Source organism: Pseudomonas sp. NCHU5216 (genome assembly GCF_052156495.1).
Lineage (GTDB): Bacteria > Pseudomonadota > Gammaproteobacteria > Pseudomonadales > Pseudomonadaceae > Aquipseudomonas.
In genome coordinates, this window is record NZ_JBQLIX010000038.1 from 34,009 (window position 1) to 50,725 (window position 16,717).

The 16,717-nt window shown below is 64.7% G+C and carries 20 protein-coding genes; 14 read left to right on the top strand and 6 right to left on the bottom strand.

Annotated elements, in window-relative coordinates:
- Positions 1-4 precede the first annotated feature (4 nt).
- A complete protein-coding gene (locus tag ACSVIK_RS21150) occupies positions 5-490 on the top strand; it encodes a nitrate reductase cytochrome c-type subunit (RefSeq protein ID WP_442446176.1) in 486 nt (161 codons plus the stop codon).
- A 9-nt stretch (positions 491-499) separates the two neighbouring features.
- The gene (locus tag ACSVIK_RS21155) at positions 500-1,096 is read left to right on the top strand and encodes a cytochrome c3 family protein (RefSeq protein WP_442446177.1); all 597 of its coding nucleotides are present in this window, start codon (positions 500-502) and stop codon (positions 1,094-1,096) included.
- A 4-nt stretch (positions 1,097-1,100) separates the two neighbouring features.
- Here ACSVIK_RS21155 and ACSVIK_RS21160 read toward each other — a convergent pair whose 3' ends face one another.
- Positions 1,101-1,568 carry a TlpA disulfide reductase family protein gene (locus ACSVIK_RS21160; protein WP_442446178.1) on the bottom strand — a complete coding sequence of 156 codons (468 nt, stop codon included), beginning with the start codon at positions 1,566-1,568 and terminating at the stop codon, positions 1,101-1,103.
- A gap of 30 nt (positions 1,569-1,598) precedes the next feature.
- Between ACSVIK_RS21160 and ACSVIK_RS21165 the strand changes: the two genes are divergently transcribed.
- Entirely contained in the window at positions 1,599-3,005 is a 1,407-nt protein-coding gene (locus ACSVIK_RS21165) for a PilZ domain-containing protein (RefSeq protein WP_442446179.1), read from the top strand.
- Here the strand turns inward: ACSVIK_RS21165 and ACSVIK_RS21170 are convergent.
- Positions 3,002-4,240, bottom strand: coding sequence for a virulence factor BrkB family protein (locus tag ACSVIK_RS21170; RefSeq protein WP_442446180.1), 1,239 nt, complete (start codon positions 4,238-4,240; stop codon positions 3,002-3,004). The genes ACSVIK_RS21165 and ACSVIK_RS21170 overlap by 4 nt on opposite strands.
- A 344-nt stretch (positions 4,241-4,584) precedes the next feature.
- On the opposite strand from ACSVIK_RS21170, the gene arsC reads away from it, so the two are divergent.
- From arsC to ACSVIK_RS21190, 4 genes are read left to right on the top strand one after another with little or no spacing between them, the layout of a single operon-like run.
- Positions 4,585-4,938 carry an arsenate reductase (glutaredoxin) gene (gene arsC, locus ACSVIK_RS21175; RefSeq protein ID WP_442446181.1) on the top strand — a complete coding sequence of 118 codons (354 nt, stop codon included), beginning with the start codon at positions 4,585-4,587 and terminating at the stop codon, positions 4,936-4,938.
- On the top strand, positions 4,935-5,531 hold the full coding sequence (gene wrbA / locus ACSVIK_RS21180; protein ID WP_442446182.1) for an NAD(P)H:quinone oxidoreductase: 597 nt from the start codon (positions 4,935-4,937) through the stop codon (positions 5,529-5,531). Before arsC ends, wrbA begins: the two co-directional genes overlap by 4 nt.
- A gap of 1 nt (position 5,532) precedes the next feature.
- Positions 5,533-5,943, top strand: coding sequence for a DUF2069 domain-containing protein (locus ACSVIK_RS21185; RefSeq protein WP_442446183.1), 411 nt, complete (start codon positions 5,533-5,535; stop codon positions 5,941-5,943).
- The gene (locus tag ACSVIK_RS21190) at positions 5,943-6,656 is read left to right on the top strand and encodes an alpha/beta fold hydrolase (protein WP_442446184.1); all 714 of its coding nucleotides are present in this window, start codon (positions 5,943-5,945) and stop codon (positions 6,654-6,656) included. Before ACSVIK_RS21185 ends, ACSVIK_RS21190 begins: the two co-directional genes overlap by 1 nt.
- A 244-nt stretch (positions 6,657-6,900) precedes the next feature.
- Here ACSVIK_RS21190 and hda read toward each other — a convergent pair whose 3' ends face one another.
- From hda to ACSVIK_RS21205, 3 genes are all read right to left on the bottom strand, one after another.
- A complete protein-coding gene (hda, locus tag ACSVIK_RS21195) occupies positions 6,901-7,605 on the bottom strand; it encodes a DnaA regulatory inactivator Hda (protein WP_442446185.1) in 705 nt (234 codons plus the stop codon).
- The gene (locus tag ACSVIK_RS21200; protein WP_442446186.1) at positions 7,602-8,693 is read right to left on the bottom strand and encodes an AI-2E family transporter; all 1,092 of its coding nucleotides are present in this window, start codon (positions 8,691-8,693) and stop codon (positions 7,602-7,604) included. Before ACSVIK_RS21200 ends, hda begins: the two co-directional genes overlap by 4 nt.
- A 66-nt stretch (positions 8,694-8,759) precedes the next feature.
- On the bottom strand, positions 8,760-9,845 hold the full coding sequence (locus ACSVIK_RS21205; RefSeq protein ID WP_442446187.1) for a DUF2066 domain-containing protein: 1,086 nt from the start codon (positions 9,843-9,845) through the stop codon (positions 8,760-8,762).
- A gap of 232 nt (positions 9,846-10,077) precedes the next feature.
- On the opposite strand from ACSVIK_RS21205, the gene purM reads away from it, so the two are divergent.
- Genes purM through ACSVIK_RS21220 form a run of 3 tightly spaced genes read left to right on the top strand, consistent with a single transcriptional unit; the run spans position 10,078 to position 12,505 of the window.
- Positions 10,078-11,136, top strand: coding sequence for a phosphoribosylformylglycinamidine cyclo-ligase (purM, locus tag ACSVIK_RS21210; RefSeq protein ID WP_442446188.1), 1,059 nt, complete (start codon positions 10,078-10,080; stop codon positions 11,134-11,136).
- On the top strand, positions 11,136-11,780 hold the full coding sequence (purN, locus tag ACSVIK_RS21215) for a phosphoribosylglycinamide formyltransferase (protein WP_442446189.1): 645 nt from the start codon (positions 11,136-11,138) through the stop codon (positions 11,778-11,780). The genes purM and purN overlap by 1 nt, the downstream gene beginning before the upstream one ends.
- 8 nt (positions 11,781-11,788) lie before the next feature.
- Positions 11,789-12,505 (top strand): DUF3108 domain-containing protein, encoded by a 717-nt coding sequence (locus ACSVIK_RS21220; RefSeq protein WP_268183218.1) that lies wholly within the window; start codon positions 11,789-11,791, stop codon positions 12,503-12,505.
- A gap of 59 nt (positions 12,506-12,564) precedes the next feature.
- On the opposite strand, the gene ACSVIK_RS21225 is transcribed toward ACSVIK_RS21220, so the two are convergent.
- On the bottom strand, positions 12,565-13,773 hold the full coding sequence (locus ACSVIK_RS21225; protein WP_442446190.1) for an ammonium transporter: 1,209 nt from the start codon (positions 13,771-13,773) through the stop codon (positions 12,565-12,567).
- A gap of 356 nt (positions 13,774-14,129) precedes the next feature.
- Between ACSVIK_RS21225 and ACSVIK_RS21230 the strand changes: the two genes are divergently transcribed.
- The 4 genes from ACSVIK_RS21230 (at position 14,130) to ACSVIK_RS21245 (ending at position 16,405) form a co-directional block, all read left to right on the top strand.
- Complete coding sequence (locus ACSVIK_RS21230; protein WP_442446191.1) at positions 14,130-14,444, top strand: DUF883 family protein; 315 nt, start codon at positions 14,130-14,132, stop codon at positions 14,442-14,444.
- Positions 14,445-14,453: 9 nt separating this feature from the next.
- Complete coding sequence (locus ACSVIK_RS21235; protein WP_442446192.1) at positions 14,454-14,813, top strand: phage holin family protein; 360 nt, start codon at positions 14,454-14,456, stop codon at positions 14,811-14,813.
- Positions 14,810-15,142, top strand: a complete 333-nt coding sequence (locus tag ACSVIK_RS21240) for a hypothetical protein (protein ID WP_442446193.1) — start codon at positions 14,810-14,812, stop codon at positions 15,140-15,142. The genes ACSVIK_RS21235 and ACSVIK_RS21240 overlap by 4 nt, the downstream gene beginning before the upstream one ends.
- A gap of 99 nt (positions 15,143-15,241) precedes the next feature.
- Entirely contained in the window at positions 15,242-16,405 is a 1,164-nt protein-coding gene (locus ACSVIK_RS21245) for an EAL domain-containing protein (protein WP_442446194.1), read from the top strand.
- Positions 16,406-16,717 lie beyond the last annotated feature (312 nt).

The window sequence follows — 16,717 nt, forward strand, 5'->3', positions numbered from 1 at the left end:
CGTCATGAGCCTGCGTTTTCTGCCTCTGTTACTGCTTGCGGTCTTTGGCCTGGCCATCGCCGCTGAGCTCGATTACCCACTCGACGCCCCGGCGCCGGACGGCCGCCGCCCAGGCGGTACCCTCAGTCAGACCCTGCCGGCACCGGTGCTGGGCAACGAGGAAAACAAGGACGTGCGCCGCGAGCGCAACTACCCGGAACAGCCGCCGACCATCCCGCACAGCATTCGCGGCTACCAGGTGGACGCCAACGGCAACAAGTGCCTGACCTGCCACAGCCGCGCCGGCAGTGCCCGCAGCCAGGCACCGATGATCAGCATCACCCATTACATGGATCGTGACGGCCAGCCGCTGGCTGCCGTATCGCCGCGGCGCTATTTCTGCACCCAGTGTCATGTGGCTCAGCAGGAGGTCAAACCGCTGGTCGGCAACAGCTTCCGCAATATCGACCAGTTGCTGGGCGACGAAGCGGCCCGCGCGGCGAAGCCCTGAGGAGGCCTCATGAAGTCACTACTGGCCCTGCTCAAGGAATACTGGGGCATCCTGCGTCGCCCGAGCGTGCACTACAGCCTGGGCTTTCTCACACTCGGTGGTTTCATCGCCGGGATCATCTTCTGGGGCGGCTTCAACACCGCGCTGGAGGCCACCAATACCGAGCAGTTCTGCATCTCCTGCCATGAGATGCGCGACAACGTCTATGTCGAGCTGCAGGACACCATTCACTACAGCAACCGCTCCGGGGTGCGCGCCACCTGCCCGGACTGCCACGTGCCGCACCAGTGGACGGACAAGATCGCACGCAAGATGCAGGCCTCCAAGGAAGTCTGGGGCAAGATCTTCGGCACCATCGACAGCCGCGACAAGTTCCTGGCAAAACGCCGCGAGCTGGCCGAGCACGAGTGGGCCAGACTCAAGGCCAACGACTCGCTGGAATGCCGCAACTGCCACGAGTTCGACTACATGGACTTCACCAAGCAGAGCCCGCGCGCCCGGCAGATGCACTCCAGCGCGCTGGCCAGCGGTGAGGCCACCTGCATCGATTGCCACAAGGGCATTGCCCACCATCTGCCGGACATGAGTGGTGTGCCGGGCTGGTAGGGGCCTATTCGCCGCGCAGTCGCTGCAGATGCGCCTGCACGCCAGCCGAGGTCTGCTCGCCCACCAGGCGCTCGCGCAGCTTGCCCTGGTCATCGATGATGTAGGTCACCGGCAGCACGTCGTTGTGCGGCAAGGCGAAACGCTCAGCCGGATCCTGCGCCAGGACGGTGAACTGAATATCGAAGGCATCGGCGGCCCGCTTGAGTTCCTCACCCTGCAAGCCATCGAAGTTGACCCCGATGACTGTTGCCGACTGCGTCTCGAGCGCCTTGGACAGCGCATTGAGCTGGGGAATTTCGGTGCGGCACGGCGCGCACCATTCGGCCCAATAATTGATGACCAGCCACTGGCCATCCAGACGCTCAGCCGGTACCTTCTGCCCATGCTGATCGAGGCCGAAATCCTCGCTGCAGCCAACCAGCAGCAGACCGGCCAAAATCCCTACTACCGCATTGCGGAGCTGTAAGCCCATGCACTCGATCCTCGTCTACCCGGGGTTGATATGACGCTGGACACCCTGCGCCTGGAAGTACCAGAACTGCGCGAAGAGCACGGCGTCGTGCCGGCGGATCTGGTCGGACAGCTCGCCAGCGCGCGCCGGCAGGATCCGAGCAACGCACTGCAACAGCTACTGAGCCTGCTGTTCAACCTCAACCGCAGCGCGCTGACCTTACTGGAAAGACAACGCGCGCTGCAAAATTTCAGCGACGAGTTCCGTCATTATGCCGCCCTGAGCGACGCCGCCGGTCCGCCCAGCGCCCTGCTCCTGCGCCTGTGCAGCGAAATGGCGATCGGCTTCAAGCGCCTGCTGCTGCAGATTCTCCAAGGGCGCCAGCCGTCCCTGCCACACCTGGCCTGGTGCCTGTACATGGCCCAGCATTACCTGGCCCAGCACCTGCTGCGCAGCTACCAGCTCTACCAGCAGCCGCCGGAGTCGCTGTGGCGCGACAGCCACCTGCTGTACTGGATCGGCGAACACCAGCAGTGCCTGGACGAACCCATCGCCGCTGCCTTCCAGCCCCGCCCGGCCAGCAGCCTGCGCGGCCTGTACCAACAATGCCTGCTGCTGGCGCTGAGCGACCCCTTTCAACTGGCCGAGGGCGAATGCCTGACCCTGTTCGCCGCCCTGTCGCCCTATGCCGAGCTGGCGCGCCTGCAGCCCTGGGACGAATACGACGACAGCGAAGGGGCACTGCTGGATCTCAGCGTCGGCAAACCCTGCCTGGGCTTCGAGCAACATCCGCAAAGGCCGACGCAAACGCTGCGCCGCCTCGAGCTGGGTGCCCTGCTGGTCGCCTTGCAGGAACCCGCGCCCCTGCAAAGCGCGCGGGAGCATGACCTGCTCGAACGCGTGCAACCCCACTGGTTGGGGCAGCGCCAGCGCCGTCACGCCCGGGCCGAACTGGACGGTCAGTGCAGCCTGGTGATCGGCTTGGCCGCCATCCATGCGCACCTGCTGGAGCAACGGCCGCCGCGTACCACGGCGCATATCCTCGACGCCGGTGCCGGTGGCGCACGCCTGCTGTGCAACGCCAACGAGGGCCTGCAGATGGTGGTCGGGCAACTGGTGCTGTTGCTTACCGACACCAAGCCGACCCTGGCCCTGGTGCGCTGGCGGCATGTCAATGGTGAAGGCCTGCACCTGGGCCTGCGCTACCTCAAGGGTCTGCCACGGCCGGTCTGGCTGCGTCGCGCGCCCAGCGCGCAGACCCACCCCGGTGTCCTGCAGAGCACGCCGGCTCCCGGCTCCGGCTGGCATCACGGCCTGTGGCTGGCGCTCGGGCAGTTCGTCGAGGGCGAGCACCTCTGGCTGCAACTGGCCAACGTGCACAACCAGGCCATCCTGCAGCTACCGGCCAGCAACCTGGCGACCACCAGCGTGGCGCGCCATCCTCTGCATCTGAACTAAGCCGAGGCTCGCGGCTCGGATGGCCGCGCCAATAGCCAGTCCGCCAGATTGCCTGCGAACAGCTCATCCTGCTGCGCCTGCAGAGTTTCCAGCGCCTGGCGCATGGCCGGGAACCAGGGCTCCTCGAGCTGTTGCGGCAACTGCTGCAGATTCGGCAATGGCCAGGGGCTGCGCGTCAGCAGTTGCTGCAGGCTGAAGTGATGCAGGTCACGACACAGCACCCACCCCCCGCCACTGGCACGGCAGGCCATTTGCTCATCCTCGAGAAAGCCCATCACCTCGTTCCACTCGTCCTCGGGCATGCGCCAGCCCGCCCCTTGCAGACCCCGATAGTGCAGCGCCTGACCATGCTGCTGGCGCGCCAGCAACAGCCGCAGGATGCCCAGCAATACCAACATGCGTGGCATGGGGCGGCGCCGCCATTGCTTGGGCAGTGACAGGCTGCACACCAGCTCGGCGCCCAGCAGCACGATCAGCCACGACAGATAGATCCACAGCAAGAACAGCGGCACCGTGGCAAAGGCGCCGTAGATCAGTTGATAACCGGGAAACAGCCGCACGTAGAGGCCGAACAGGGCCTTGGCGATCTCGAACAGCACGGCGGCGAACACCCCACCCAGCAGGGCATGGCGCACCGGCACGCGGGTGTTGGGTACGGCCGCATAGAGCAGGGTGAAGGCCGCCACGCTCGACAGCAGCGGCATGAAGCGCAACAGGGTCTTGGCGCCGAGCACCGCATCCGGGCCGGAGATCAGCGACAACGAGGTGATATAGGTGCTGATGGCAAACCCGGCACCGAGCAGGATCGGCCCGAGGCTGAGGATCGCCCAGTACAGCAGGAAGCTGGACATGCCACGGCGTGGCTGGCGCACGCGCCAGATGGCGTTGAAGGTCTTCTCGATGGTCACCAGCATGAGGAAGGCCGTGACCGCCAGCAACACCACGCCGATCCAGGTCAGTTGCTTGGCCTGGCCGGTGAATTCGCGCAGGTACTCCTGCACCGTCTCGCCGGTGGAGGGCACGAAGTTGTGGAAGATGAAGGACTGGATCTCTTCACCCACGCCCTGGAAGGCCGGAACCGCCGAGAGCATGGCGAAGGTCACGGTCATCATCGGCACCACCGCGAACAGCGTGGTATAGGTCAGGGCCGCCGCGCTGCTGGTGCCGCGATCCTCGAAGAAGCGCTGCACCAGGCCACGCCAGAACTCCCACCAGTCGCGCAATCGATAGCGCATGCCCTCTCCTCAAAGCTGCGTTGCACGGCTCGTAGCCGCTTGGATTGTCTGGCCGATTGCCTGAAAGCCCAATCTGAACAGACCACCCAGCGCGTGAAAAGGTCGCAGGGTCTCATGCAACTGCCTTCGCCCATCCATGCCGGAGGCGGTTTACAGGCCGGTGAAAAACGTAGGCGAGGCAGACTGGCCAATACCGATGGCGGCCCCGCAAACAGCCGAAAGAGCGCAGTTTACGTGTTGTAAATGAGCATCTTGAGGCTGTTTTTAACGCTGGCCAGACAACGCAGGTAGTTTTTCAACAGCCTGTTAGAATAGCGGCCACCTGAAGCCGAATACAGCTCACCATGACCGACCTGACGCTCTACCACAACCCGCGCTGCTCGAAATCCCGCGGCGCGCTGGAACTGCTCGAAGCCCGCGGCCTGCAACCGAAAGTCGTGCGTTACCTGGAAACCCCGCCTAGTGCCGCGGAACTGCGCGACCTGCTCGGCAAGCTGGGCATCGGTGCCCGCCAGTTGCTGCGCAGTGGCGAGGACGAATACAAGGCCCTGGGCCTGGCCGATACCAACCTGAGCGAGGCGCAACTGATCGAGGCCATGGTGCAGCAGCCGAAATTGATCGAACGGCCGATTCTGGTCGCCGGCGACAAGGCGGTGATCGGCCGCCCGCCGGAAAAGGTACTGGAGCTGCTGGCATGAGTGCGCCCTACATTCTGGTGCTCTACTACAGCCGCCACGGCGCCACCGCGCAGATGGCCACGCAGATCGCCCGTGGCATCGAACTGGCCGGCCTGGAAGCACGCCTGCGCACGGTGCCGGCGGTGTCCAGCGAATGCGAAGCCGTAGCGCCAGCCGTGCCCGACGAAGGCGCCCCCTACGCCACGCTGGATGACCTGAAGAACTGCGCCGGCCTGGCCCTCGGCAGCCCCACGCGTTTCGGCAACATGGCCGCGCCGCTGAAGTACTTCCTCGACGGCACCAGCAACCTGTGGCTGACTGGCGAGCTGGTGGGCAAGCCGGCTGGCGTGTTCACCTCCACCGCCAGCCTGCACGGCGGCCAGGAGAGCACCCTGCTGTCGATGATGCTGCCGTTGCTGCACCACGGCATGCTGCTGTGCGGCCTGCCCTACAGCGAATCGGCTCTGCTGCAGACCCAGGGCGGCGGCACGCCTTACGGCCCCAGCCACCATGCCGGCGGTGACGGCAAACGCGGCCTGGACGAGCAGGAAACCGCCCTCTGTCGCGCCCTCGGCAGCCGCCTGGCGCGCCTTGCGCAGAAGCTGGAGAACTGACGTGGCCCGCGCCAAGAAACCCCTGCCCAACCTGCAATGGCTGGAACCGCGCATGAAGCTGAGCCGCGCCCTGAGCCTGTTCAGTTTCATTACCCTGGTGGCCCTGCTGCTGATCTGGAACCTGGCCTTCGCCGACCTGCACGGCGCCCGCGTCGGCGTGGTACTGGCCATCCAGTTGATTCCTCTGGCCCTGCTGGCCCCCGGCCTGATCATGGGCAGCGCCCGCGCGCATGCCTGGACCTGCTTCGTGGTCAACATCTACTTCATCCAGGGCGTGCTCGCCGCCATCGACCCGCAACGCGCCTTGTTCGGCGTGCTGGAGGCGCTGATCAGCTTCAACCTGTTCTGCTGCGCCCTGCTCTACACCCGCTGGCGCTTCCAGTACGACCGCAAGCTGGCTGGAGAAGCCTGATGCGCCTGGTGCTGCTGCCCGGCATGAACGGCAGCAGCACCCTCTTCACGCCGCTGATCGAGGCGCTTGGCGAGATCGACTGCCAACCCTTGAGCCTGCCGACGCAAGTGCAACAGGATTACCCCAGCCTGGCCGATACGCTATTCACGCAACTGGGGACGACGCCCTTCGTGCTCCTGGGCGAGTCATTTTCCGGCCCCCTCGCCCATCAATTGGCTTTGCGCCAACCGGCCGGGCTGCGCGGGGTGATCTTCGCCGCTTCGTTCCTCAGTTGCCCCAATCCGGCCCTGGCCCTGCTCAAGCACCTGCCCATGCCACTGACCCTGGCCACAATGCCCGGGTTGCTGCGGATGATGTGCCTGGGCAAGGCGGCGGACGAGGACATCCTGCAGCGGGTGCAAAGGGAAATTCGCCGGCTGGATCCAAGCCTGCTGCGCGCCCGACTCGCCACACTGGCCAGCCTGCGAGCACCGGCGCAAACCCTGGATCTACCCTGCCTGCACCTCTGGCCACAGCAGGATCGCCTGGTCGCCAACAGCGCCGCTGAGCGCCTGCCCCAGGCTTGCAACGACATCCGCCAGATCCGCCTGGACGGCCCGCACTTCATCCTGCAGACCCAGCCACAGGCCTGTGCCAAGGCAATCGCCGAGTTCATAGAAGCAGCTTCAAGCTGCAAGCCACAAGCGGCAAGAAGGCGCGCACATACCTTATGACTTGGGGCTTGTAGGTCCGTGGCCCAGATCTGCATCCGGGCCATGCCCTATGTAGGAGCGAGCTCTGCTCGCGAAACGCCATGCAGCTAAAGGTTCGCGAGCAGAGCTCGCTCCTACAAATGCCCTCAGGGGAGCCCGTAGCCCGGATGCAATCCAGGGATAGTGGGAAAGCTCCCGGATTGCATCCGGGCTACGCTCTTGCTTGTAGCTTGTAGCTTGTAGCTTGCGGCTTGCAGCTCGCCTCCTACCAGCCCAGAGTTTCCTTGAGGAAAGGAATGGTCAGCTTGCGCTGGGCCTGCAGCGAGGCCTGGTCGAGGCGTTCGAGCAGCTCGAACAACGCGCTCATGCCGCGCTCGCCACGGGTGAGGATGAAACGCCCGACCTCGTCGCTCATCTGCAGGCCGCGGCGCGAAGCACGCAGTTGCAGGGCGCGCAACTTGTCTTCGTCGGACAATTCGTGCAACTGGAACACCAGCGCCAGGGTCAGCCGCGACTTGAGGTCGGGCAACTGGATCGGCAGTTCGCGCGGTGACATGGTGCCGGCCAGCAACAGGCGTCGACCACTGTCACGCAAGCGGTTGAACAGGTGGAACAGCCCCTCTTCCCAGTCGCTGCGCCCCGCCACCGCATCGATATCGTCGAGGCAGACCAGCTCGCACTGCTCCAGGTTGTCGAGCAGTTCAGGGCCATGCTGCACCACCTCGCCCAGCGGCAGATACACCACCGCCTCGCCACGCTGCTCGAAACGCAGGCAGGCCGCCTGCAACAGGTGGCTGCGGCCGACGCCTTCGGCGCCCCAGAGGTAGATCAGGCTTTCCGTCCAGCCGGCATCGGCTTCGCACAGGCGCTCGACATAACCGAGCGCTGCGGCGTTGGCACCGGGGTAGTAGTTGGCGAAGGTGGCGTCGTCGCGCAGACGCACCCCCAGAGGCAGCTGGATAGGTTTCATGCAGGGCTCGGCGGCTCATCGGAACCGCTGTTGGACTCTCCGTAAAGGCCGGAAAGTTTATACAAATCATGAGCATGGCGCAGCAGCACCATGATCACCGCCGCCACTGGCAGGGCCAGCAGCACGCCGGTGAAGCCGAACAGCTGACCGCCAGCGAGGATGGCGAAGATCACCGCCACCGGGTGCAGGCCGATACGATCGCCCACCAGCAGCGGGGTCAGCAGCATGCCTTCGAGCATCTGCCCGACCATGAACACAGCACCGATGCCCAGCAGCGGATAGGGGTCGAGGCCGAACTGGAACAGCGCCGCCACCAGCGCCGCGCCGATGCCGACGATGAAGCCCATGTACGGCACGATGCTCGCCAGGCCAGCCAGCAGACCGATCAGCAGGCCCAGCTCCAGCCCCACCAGCATCAGGCCGACGGCATAGATGACGCTCAGCGCCAGCATCACCAGCAACTGCCCGCGCAGGAAGGCGCCGAGCACCTCGTGACATTCGCCCACCAGCTTGACCACCAGCCCTTCGCGCTGACGGGGCAGCAGGCGGCGCATGCGCTCGACCAGCAGATCCCAGTCACGCATCAGGTAGAAGCTGACCACCGGGATCAACAGCAGGTTGCCCAGCCAGGCCAGCAGCGCCAGGCTGGAAGAGGTGGCCTGGGCCAGCACCGTTCTGAGCACGTCGGTGGTCTTGCCGAGATTGTCGGAGAACACCTGCTTGAGCTGGTCGACCTGCAGCAGATCGTGGTTCAGCCCCAGATGCGATTGCGACCAGGGCAAGGCGGTGCCCTGCAGCCAGTCGAGCATTTGCGGCATCAGTTGATACAGGCTAACCAGTTGCCGGCCGAGCATCGGCACCAGCACCAGCAGCAGGATTAGCAAGGCCAGGGCGAACAGGGCGAAGACCACCACCACACCGCCAGTGCGCGACAGGCGATGGCGCTCCAGGCGGTCTACCAGGGGGTCACCCAGATAGGCCAGCAGGATGCCCACCAGAAAAGGCGAAAGAATCGGGTGAAGCAGGTACAGCAACCAGCCGAGCAGAAACAGCCCAGCCATCCATAGCCAGCGATTGGAGTCGGTCATGCTCGCTTCCTCGGTTTGCGCAATGCCAGGTGCACGCTGCGACCTGGTTGGCCGCAGCGTTGCAGTTTACCAGCGGAAATACAGGGCGTTGCTGGGCGCTGCAGGCTGCGCTGGCATCGCTGCACTGGCAGCCTGGGCATCGCCGGAAGAAACAGGCGCCGCATTGGCTGCCGCTTCAGCGCCTGATGCAGGGGCCGGCTCGGGCTGCGGGGCCGGCATTTCCTGCAACTGCCCCAGGGCCAATTGCGCACGCAACTGCTCAGCACTGGCGTTGACCTGATAGGTCAGGCGCTTGCCGTCGACGGCCAGCAGGCGCGGCGCGAAGGGCTCGAGCAGGCGCTCGACCGCCGCGAAGCGGCTCAGGTCGGCGCCCTCGAGCACCAGCGTCAGACTCTGCGCCGCGCCCGGTTTGACCACGAAACGCGGCGCCAGACGCTGATTGACCGCCAGCATCACGGCATCGGCCAATGCCGCCTGATCGGCTGCCTCGGCACTGCCCTGCTCGCGCTCATCGCCCAGCCACAGGCGCCATTGCGCCTGCCACTTGCCATCGGCCTGACGGGCGACCACCGCCAGCAGCGCATCGGCGCCATAGCGCTCGGAGGCATCGCGCAGGGCCTGCGGGTCATTGGCGGCGAAATTCTCTGGCGTGGCCACCAGTTGTTCGCTGAGATCGGCCAGGGGCAGGCGTAACGGCAGGCCACGGTGCTGTGCGGCGTCGCGCAGCAGCCCGGCATCGGCCTGACTCTCGCCAATCAGTTGGCTTTCCTCATCGCTGTCGCTGAGCCACCAGGTCAGGATCAGCGGGCGGTTGCCCCCCCACAGCGGCAGCCCGGCACCGCGCAGCAAACGCTCGGTGCTGGCCGGGTCGAAGTCCACCAGCAGCGCGTCGCCCTCGTAACCGAATTGGCTGACGATCTGCTGCGGATCCTTGCGCAGCCCCTCCAGGGCCGGGTTCTGTATCGCCTGAGTATCCCCGGTCAGGCGCTGCACCAGGGTCTGCAAGGCGCGCTGCATGGCCTCGTCGCGGCTGCTGTCATTCTGATCGGCCACCGGTTCGCGCACCTGATAGAGGCCACTGACCGGGACGGCCCAGGCGGGCAGACAGAGCAGTGACAGGCAAAACAGCAGCGGGCGAAGAAACGGACGCATGGTGGGCTCTCGCAGAAGGAACGACGGCGCAAGGCCGTGCAGAGGGCCTATACCTTAAACAGCCGCCAGCGGCCGGGCAAGGCGCGACGAAGCGCACGCACGTGAGTGGCCGCTACCGGGCAAGCCTGATAAAATCGCGCGCCTTCGCCAGCCGGTAGGCGCGCCGGGCTCCTCAGCATGAGCCTGCGCCACGTCGGCGCTACCCGAACTCCCCATTCAAAGGCCCGGATCTATGAGCAAGCAACCCTCCATCAGCTACAAGGACGCAGGCGTCGACATCGATGCCGGTGAGGCCCTGGTCGAACGCATCAAAGGCGTGGCCAAGCGCACTGCCCGTCCGGAAGTCATGGGTGGCCTGGGTGGCTTCGGCGCCCTGTGCGAGATCCCGGCCGGCTACAAGCAGCCAGTGCTGGTGTCCGGCACCGACGGCGTCGGCACCAAGCTGCGCCTGGCGCTGAACCTGAACAAGCACGACAGCATCGGCCAGGATCTGGTGGCCATGTGCGTCAACGACCTGGTGGTCTGTGGCGCCGAGCCGCTGTTCTTCCTCGACTACTACGCCACCGGCAAGCTCAACGTCGACGTGGCCGCCACCGTGGTCACCGGCATCGGCGCCGGCTGCGAACTGGCCGGCTGCTCCCTGGTCGGGGGTGAAACCGCCGAAATGCCGGGCATGTACGAAGGTGAAGACTACGACCTGGCCGGTTTCTGCGTCGGCGTGGTGGAAAAGAGCGAAATCATCGACGGCTCCAAGGTGGTCACCGGCGACGCTCTGATCGCCCTGCCCTCCTCCGGCCCGCACTCCAACGGCTACTCGCTGATCCGCAAGATCATCGAAGTCTCCGGCGCCGACATCGAGCAGGTGCAACTGGGCGGCAAGGCCCTGGCCGACCTGCTGATGGCCCCGACCCGTATCTACGTCAAACCGCTGCTCAAGCTGATCAAGGACACTGGCGCGGTCAAGGCCATGGCCCACATCACTGGCGGCGGCCTGCTGGACAACATCCCGCGCGTGCTGCCAGAAGGGGCCCAGGCGGTGATAGACGTCGCCAGCTGGACTCGCCCGGCAGTGTTCGACTGGCTGCAGGAACAAGGCAACGTCGATGAGCACGAGATGCACCGCGTGCTCAACTGCGGCGTCGGCATGGTCATCTGCGTGGCGCAGGATCAGGTCGAAGCAGCTCTGGCCAGCCTGCGCGCCAGCGGCGAGCAACCCTGGGTCATCGGTCAGATCACCGAGGCCGCCGAAGGCGCAGCCCAGGTGCAACTGAACAACCTGAAAGCCCACTGATGCCGTGCAATGTCGTCGTCCTGATCTCCGGGTCGGGCAGTAATCTGCAGGCCCTGATCGACAGCAGCACCGAGGACGACAACCCGGCCCGCATCGGCGCGGTGATTTCCAACCGCACCGATGCCTACGGCCTGCAGCGTGCGCAGCAGGCCGGCATCGCCACCACCGTGCTCGACCACAAGCAGTACGAAGGGCGCGAAGCCTTCGATGCGGCGCTGATCGAGGTCATCGACGCCCACCAGCCCGACCTGGTGGTGCTGGCTGGCTTCATGCGCATCCTCACGCCCGGCTTCGTCAGGCACTACAGCGGGCGCCTGCTCAATATCCACCCATCCCTGCTGCCCAGACACAAGGGCCTGCATACGCACCAGCGGGCGCTGGAGGCCGGCGACGCCGAGCATGGCTGCAGCGTGCACTTCGTCACCGAGGAACTCGATGGTGGCCCTCTGGTCGTACAGGCAGTGCTGCCGATCCTGGCAGACGACACGCCCGAGCGCCTGGCCAGCCGCGTGCACCAGCAGGAACACCGCATCTATCCGCTGGCGGTGCGCTGGTTCGCCGAAGGCCGCTTGCGTCTCGGCGCGCAAGGCGCAATGCTGGATGGCCAGCCGCTGCCCGCCAGCGGCCACGTGTTTCGAACCTAGGAGACTTTATGCGTCGTGCCCTGTTGTTCGCCCTGACCCTGCTCAGCCTGCCGGCTTTGGCCGCCGAGCTGGAACCCTTCTCTGCCAGCTACACCGCCGACTGGAAGCAACTGCCAATCAGCGGTAGCGCCGAACGCAGCCTCACCAAGGTCGACGGCGAGCGCTGGAAGCTCGACTTCGAGGCTTCGATGCTGGTGGCCGGCCTGTCCGAACAGAGCACCTTCAACCTCGACAATGGCGCCCTGCTGCCCCACAGCTACCGCTTCGACCGCAGCGGCCTGGGCAAGAGCAAGAAGATCGAGCTGGATTTCGACTGGCAACAGAAGCAGGTGATCGGTAGCGACCGCGACAACGCCGTGCGCCTGCCGCTGAACCGCGGCCTGCTGGACAAGTCCAGCTACCAGATTGCCCTGCAGCTCGACGTGGCCGACGGCAAGAAAAGCATGAGCTATCAGGTGGTCGATGGCGACGAGGTGGAAACCTACGACTTTCGCGTGCTCGGCGAGGAAGTGGTGCGCACCCGCGCCGGCCTGATCGACGCCATCAAGGTCGAGCGCGTGCGCGACCCCACTCAGAGCAGCCGCAAGACCATCCTCTGGTTCGCCAAGGACTGGGGCTACCTGCTGGTGCGCCTGCACCAGGTGGAAACCGACGGCAAGGAATACCAGATCATGCTCAAGGACGGCACGGTCAACGGCAAGCCGGTCGAAGGCCGCCAGGGCTGAGACCTCCAGGTAATGAACAAACCGGGCAAACGCCCGGTTTTTTCATGCTCTTCTTCGCCTCAATCGTGGCTCACGGCACCAATCTTGTGGATCGACAGGTCGGCGCCATTGAACTCCTCCTCCTGACCCAGGCGAATACCCAGCACCGCCTTGAGCAGGCCATAGACGGCGAAACCACCCACCAGCGCCACCAGCACGCCCAACAACGTGCCGATCAGTTGGCTGGCCAGGCTGACACCACCCAGACCGCCGAAACCTGGCTGAGCGAAGATGCCGCAGGCAATGCCGCCCCACACGCCACACAGACCATGTAGCGGCCATACGCCGAGCACGTCGTCGATCTTCCATTTCACCTGAGTGGCCGTGAAGGCCCAGACGAACAGGGCTCCGGCGATCAGCCCGGTGAACAGCGCCCCCACCGGATGCATCAGGTCGGAGCCGGCGCACACCGCCACCAGCCCAGCCAGCGGGCCGTTGTGCAGAAAGCCGGGGTCATTACGCCCCACCAGCAGGGCCGCCACCGTGCCGCCAACCATGGCCATCAGCGAATTGACCGCCACCAGGCCGCTGATGTTCTCCAGGTTCTGCGCACTCATCACGTTGAAGCCGAACCAGCCGATGATCAGGATCCACGAACCCAGCGCCAGGAAGGGAATGTTCGAGGGCGCCATCGCCACCAGACGTCCATCGCGGTAGCGGCCATTGCGCTGACCGAGCAGCAGCACGGCGCCGAGCGCCAGCCAGCCACCCACCGCATGCACCACCACCGAGCCGGCGAAATCATGGAAGCCGGCGCCGAAGCGTGCCTCCAGCCAGGCCTGGAAGCCATGGTTGCCGTTCCAGATCAGGCCCTCGAAGAAGGGATAGACGAAGGCCACGATCAGCGCCGTGGCGCACAACTGCGGGCCGAACCGGGCACGTTCGGCGATACCGCCGGAAATAATCGCCGGAATGGCCGCCGCGAAAGTCAGCAGGAAGAAGAACTTCACCAGGCCATAGCCATGGTCTTGCGTCAGCACGGCGGCCGGCTCGAAGAAGGTCACACCGTAGGCCACCCAGTAGCCGATGAAGAAATAAGCCAGGGCCGACACGGCGAAGTCCGAAAGGATCTTCGACAGGGCATTGACCTGATTCTTCTGTCGCACCGTGCCCACTTCGAGGAAGGCGAAACCGGCGTGCATGGCCAGAACCATGATGGCGCCCAGGAGGATGAACAGCGTATTGGAACCGTGCACCAGAGTGGCAACGGCACTATTGAGGTTTTCCATCTAAGACGAGGGCTCCGAAAATGGAAAAAGCACCAAATGAAAGCAAAACGGGCCGGTCACGCACCAACAAATGGCAGACCAGCTACCGATGCCCGAAAAAGGCACGGACAGTCGGCACCAAAATGGCACTACCCGCTTCCATCGAAAAGGCACTTATCTTTTATTTATCAATGGGTTGAAATCTAATCTGGCCATCCTGAGCCAACCCGAGAAAGCCCCACAAGAGGGCATTTCGAGCACATTACGCACCAGCACAATGCAATCGATATACCAGTACGGAGTTTGCTAATCTGACTGAACCCTCGGAGCCAACGAGACTCAGACCTCATACATTCACCACGCAGAGGATGCGCACGATGCCCCGCAAGACTGCCACTTCATCGCAAGACAGCCTGCTCAACGAGTTTCAGGCGCTGGTCACCGACACCGAGAAACTGCTGCAACACTCCGCCAGCCTGGCCGGCGAGCAAGCCGACCACCTGCGCGAAGACATTCACAACAGCCTGCTGCGAGCCCGTGAAACCCTCAAGAATGCCGAAAGCAGCCTGCGCGAACAGGGCAAGCTGGCGGTGGACACCACCGAGGAATACGTGCACAAGCACCCCTGGCAGGCGCTGGGTCTGGCAGCCGCCATCGGCGCGCTGATCGGCCTGCTGCTGAGCCGGCGCTGATTCAGCCGCATGAGTCAGAGCCCCTCACCGCGCCGCCTCGGCGGCGCCCTGCTCGGCTGGTTGCAGGGCCACCTGGAGCTGGTCGGTCATGAACTCGAGGAACAGCGCAGCCAGGCGCTACGCGCCCTGTTGCTCGGTGGCCTGTGCCTGGGTTTCGCCCTGTTGCTGCTGATCGGCCTGTCGGCACTGCTGCTGATCCTCTACTGGGATAGCCACCGCCTGGCCGTGGCCACCGGCCTGTGCCTGTTCTATGGCCTGGGCCTGCTGCTCAGCGCCGGCGCCTTGCTGGCCAGCCTGATGCGCGCGCCCGCCCCCTTCAGCGCCAGCCTCGAAGAACTACAACGTGACCGCGAGCAACTGCTGCCATGAACCAGCCTCACCTGCCCAGCCACGGCTCACGCCGTGAAATGCGCAAGGCCATGCTACGCATGCGCCTGGAGATGCGCCGCCAGGAAATCCGCCATGAAGCCTTGTTGCTCACCCAGCCTCTGCGTCAGGTGCGAGACATGAGCATGAACCTGCGCAGCAGTGGCTCTGCACCATTGTGGCTCACTGGCGGTGCCCTGGCGTTCGCCACCCTGCTCAGAGGCAAAAGTGGCTGGCGCCGCTGGCTGCGCATCGCCCTGATACTGATGCCATTGCTCAGACGCCGTGGCGCCTCCCACCCGGCGTCCGGCGAGGTCACCCGCCATAACTGAATTGTTACCTTTCATGTGCCGCCTGGCCGCGTTCTTGCTTAGTCGAGTCATCTGCTTATTGAATAACCATAAAACGGCTCATAACTAAGGAATTCCCAGGTGACCGAGGGAACGCCATTCGCTGTCTTTCAACCTTTTATCGATACCGCCACCGGGCGTATTGCCGGCGTCGAAGCGCTGGCACGGCTGGTTGACGAGCATGGCCAGGTGCACTCAGCCGGCCCGTTGTTCGCCGATCCCAAGACGCCGCCGGCAGCGCTACGTCGGCTCGACCGCCAGGTGCGGGAAAACGCCCTGATGCGTTTTCACGAGGCGCCGCAGGACTGGTTCCTCAGCCTCAACATCTCGCCACGCTGGATCAGCCGTCTGCGCCCGGCGCAGCCCCTGCCCAGCCTCATCCAGTTGCAACGCAGCGGCATCGAGCCGCAGCGCATCGTCTTCGAGATCACCGAACTCGGTGGCGCCAGCCAGCGCCTGCCACAGGTGGTGGCGCGCTATCGCGAAGCCGGTGCGCGCATCGCCATCGACGATTTCGGCGCCGGTTACTCGCAACTCGACCGGGTGCTGGCTCTGCAACCGGACATCCTCAAGCTGGACATGCGTCTGTTCCAGGAAGCGGCACGCGGCGGCCCCAGCGGCGAGGTGGTCAAGGCCCTGGCGCAGATGGCCGAGAAGACCGGCTGCTGGATCATCGCCGAAGGGGTGGAAACCGAAGCCGAGCTGAATTTCGCCCTGGAATGCGGGGCCCGCTACGTGCAGGGCTTTCTCTTCGCCCGCCCGGAGCGCGAGCTGTTCGCCAGCGATGCCTTCGTCGGCCGCTTCGCCCATCTGCGCGACAGCTACGTGCAACAGAAGCTCTCGGAGCGTGCCCGCCTGGTGAAACTGCGCAAGCACCTCAGCGAATTGATGAGCGAACTCAAGCCATGGGCAGAGAGCGGTGCTCCCAGCAGCCAGCTCAAGGCTCCGGATGACTATCCCTGGCTGCTGCGCACTTATCAGTGCGACCGCAACGGCACGCAGATCAGCCCCAATCTGGAATGGTGCGGCAGCCATTGGCGCGCCGATGATCGCTACCTGGGCCACAACTGGTCCTGGCGCCCCTATTTCTACCAGTTGCTCGCCGAGGGCTGGGACGAGCGTCGCCTGACCCTGTCGAGCACCTACCGTGACGCCACGACCAATCAGTACTGCATGACTGCCGGCCAGTTCATCGACAATGGCCAGCGCCTGCTGCTGGTGGATATCGACGCTGCCGCGCTGTAGCGTGGTGACGCTGATTGCTCTAGCGGTCTTGCGATCCGAACTGGGGCGTTGAGATTTCTATCGTGCCTGATGCCCCCTGGATGGTGATCTCCGGGTGGATTCTTCGCTGGGTTTCGGGGAGTCAGTCTTGATACCGGACTGGCAAGTTTGTGGTATTTCGGGTGTTTGTTCCGAATTGCCGCGTTTTTGCTGATGTTCTTGGTTTCGCCCTCCCGGGCGAGTCACTTTTGCGGGCAAAAGTAACCAAAACCCTCCGCCCGATCATCCGGCCCTGGCTGCGCCAGGGTTCGCTCACTCCATCGCCGTTCCAGA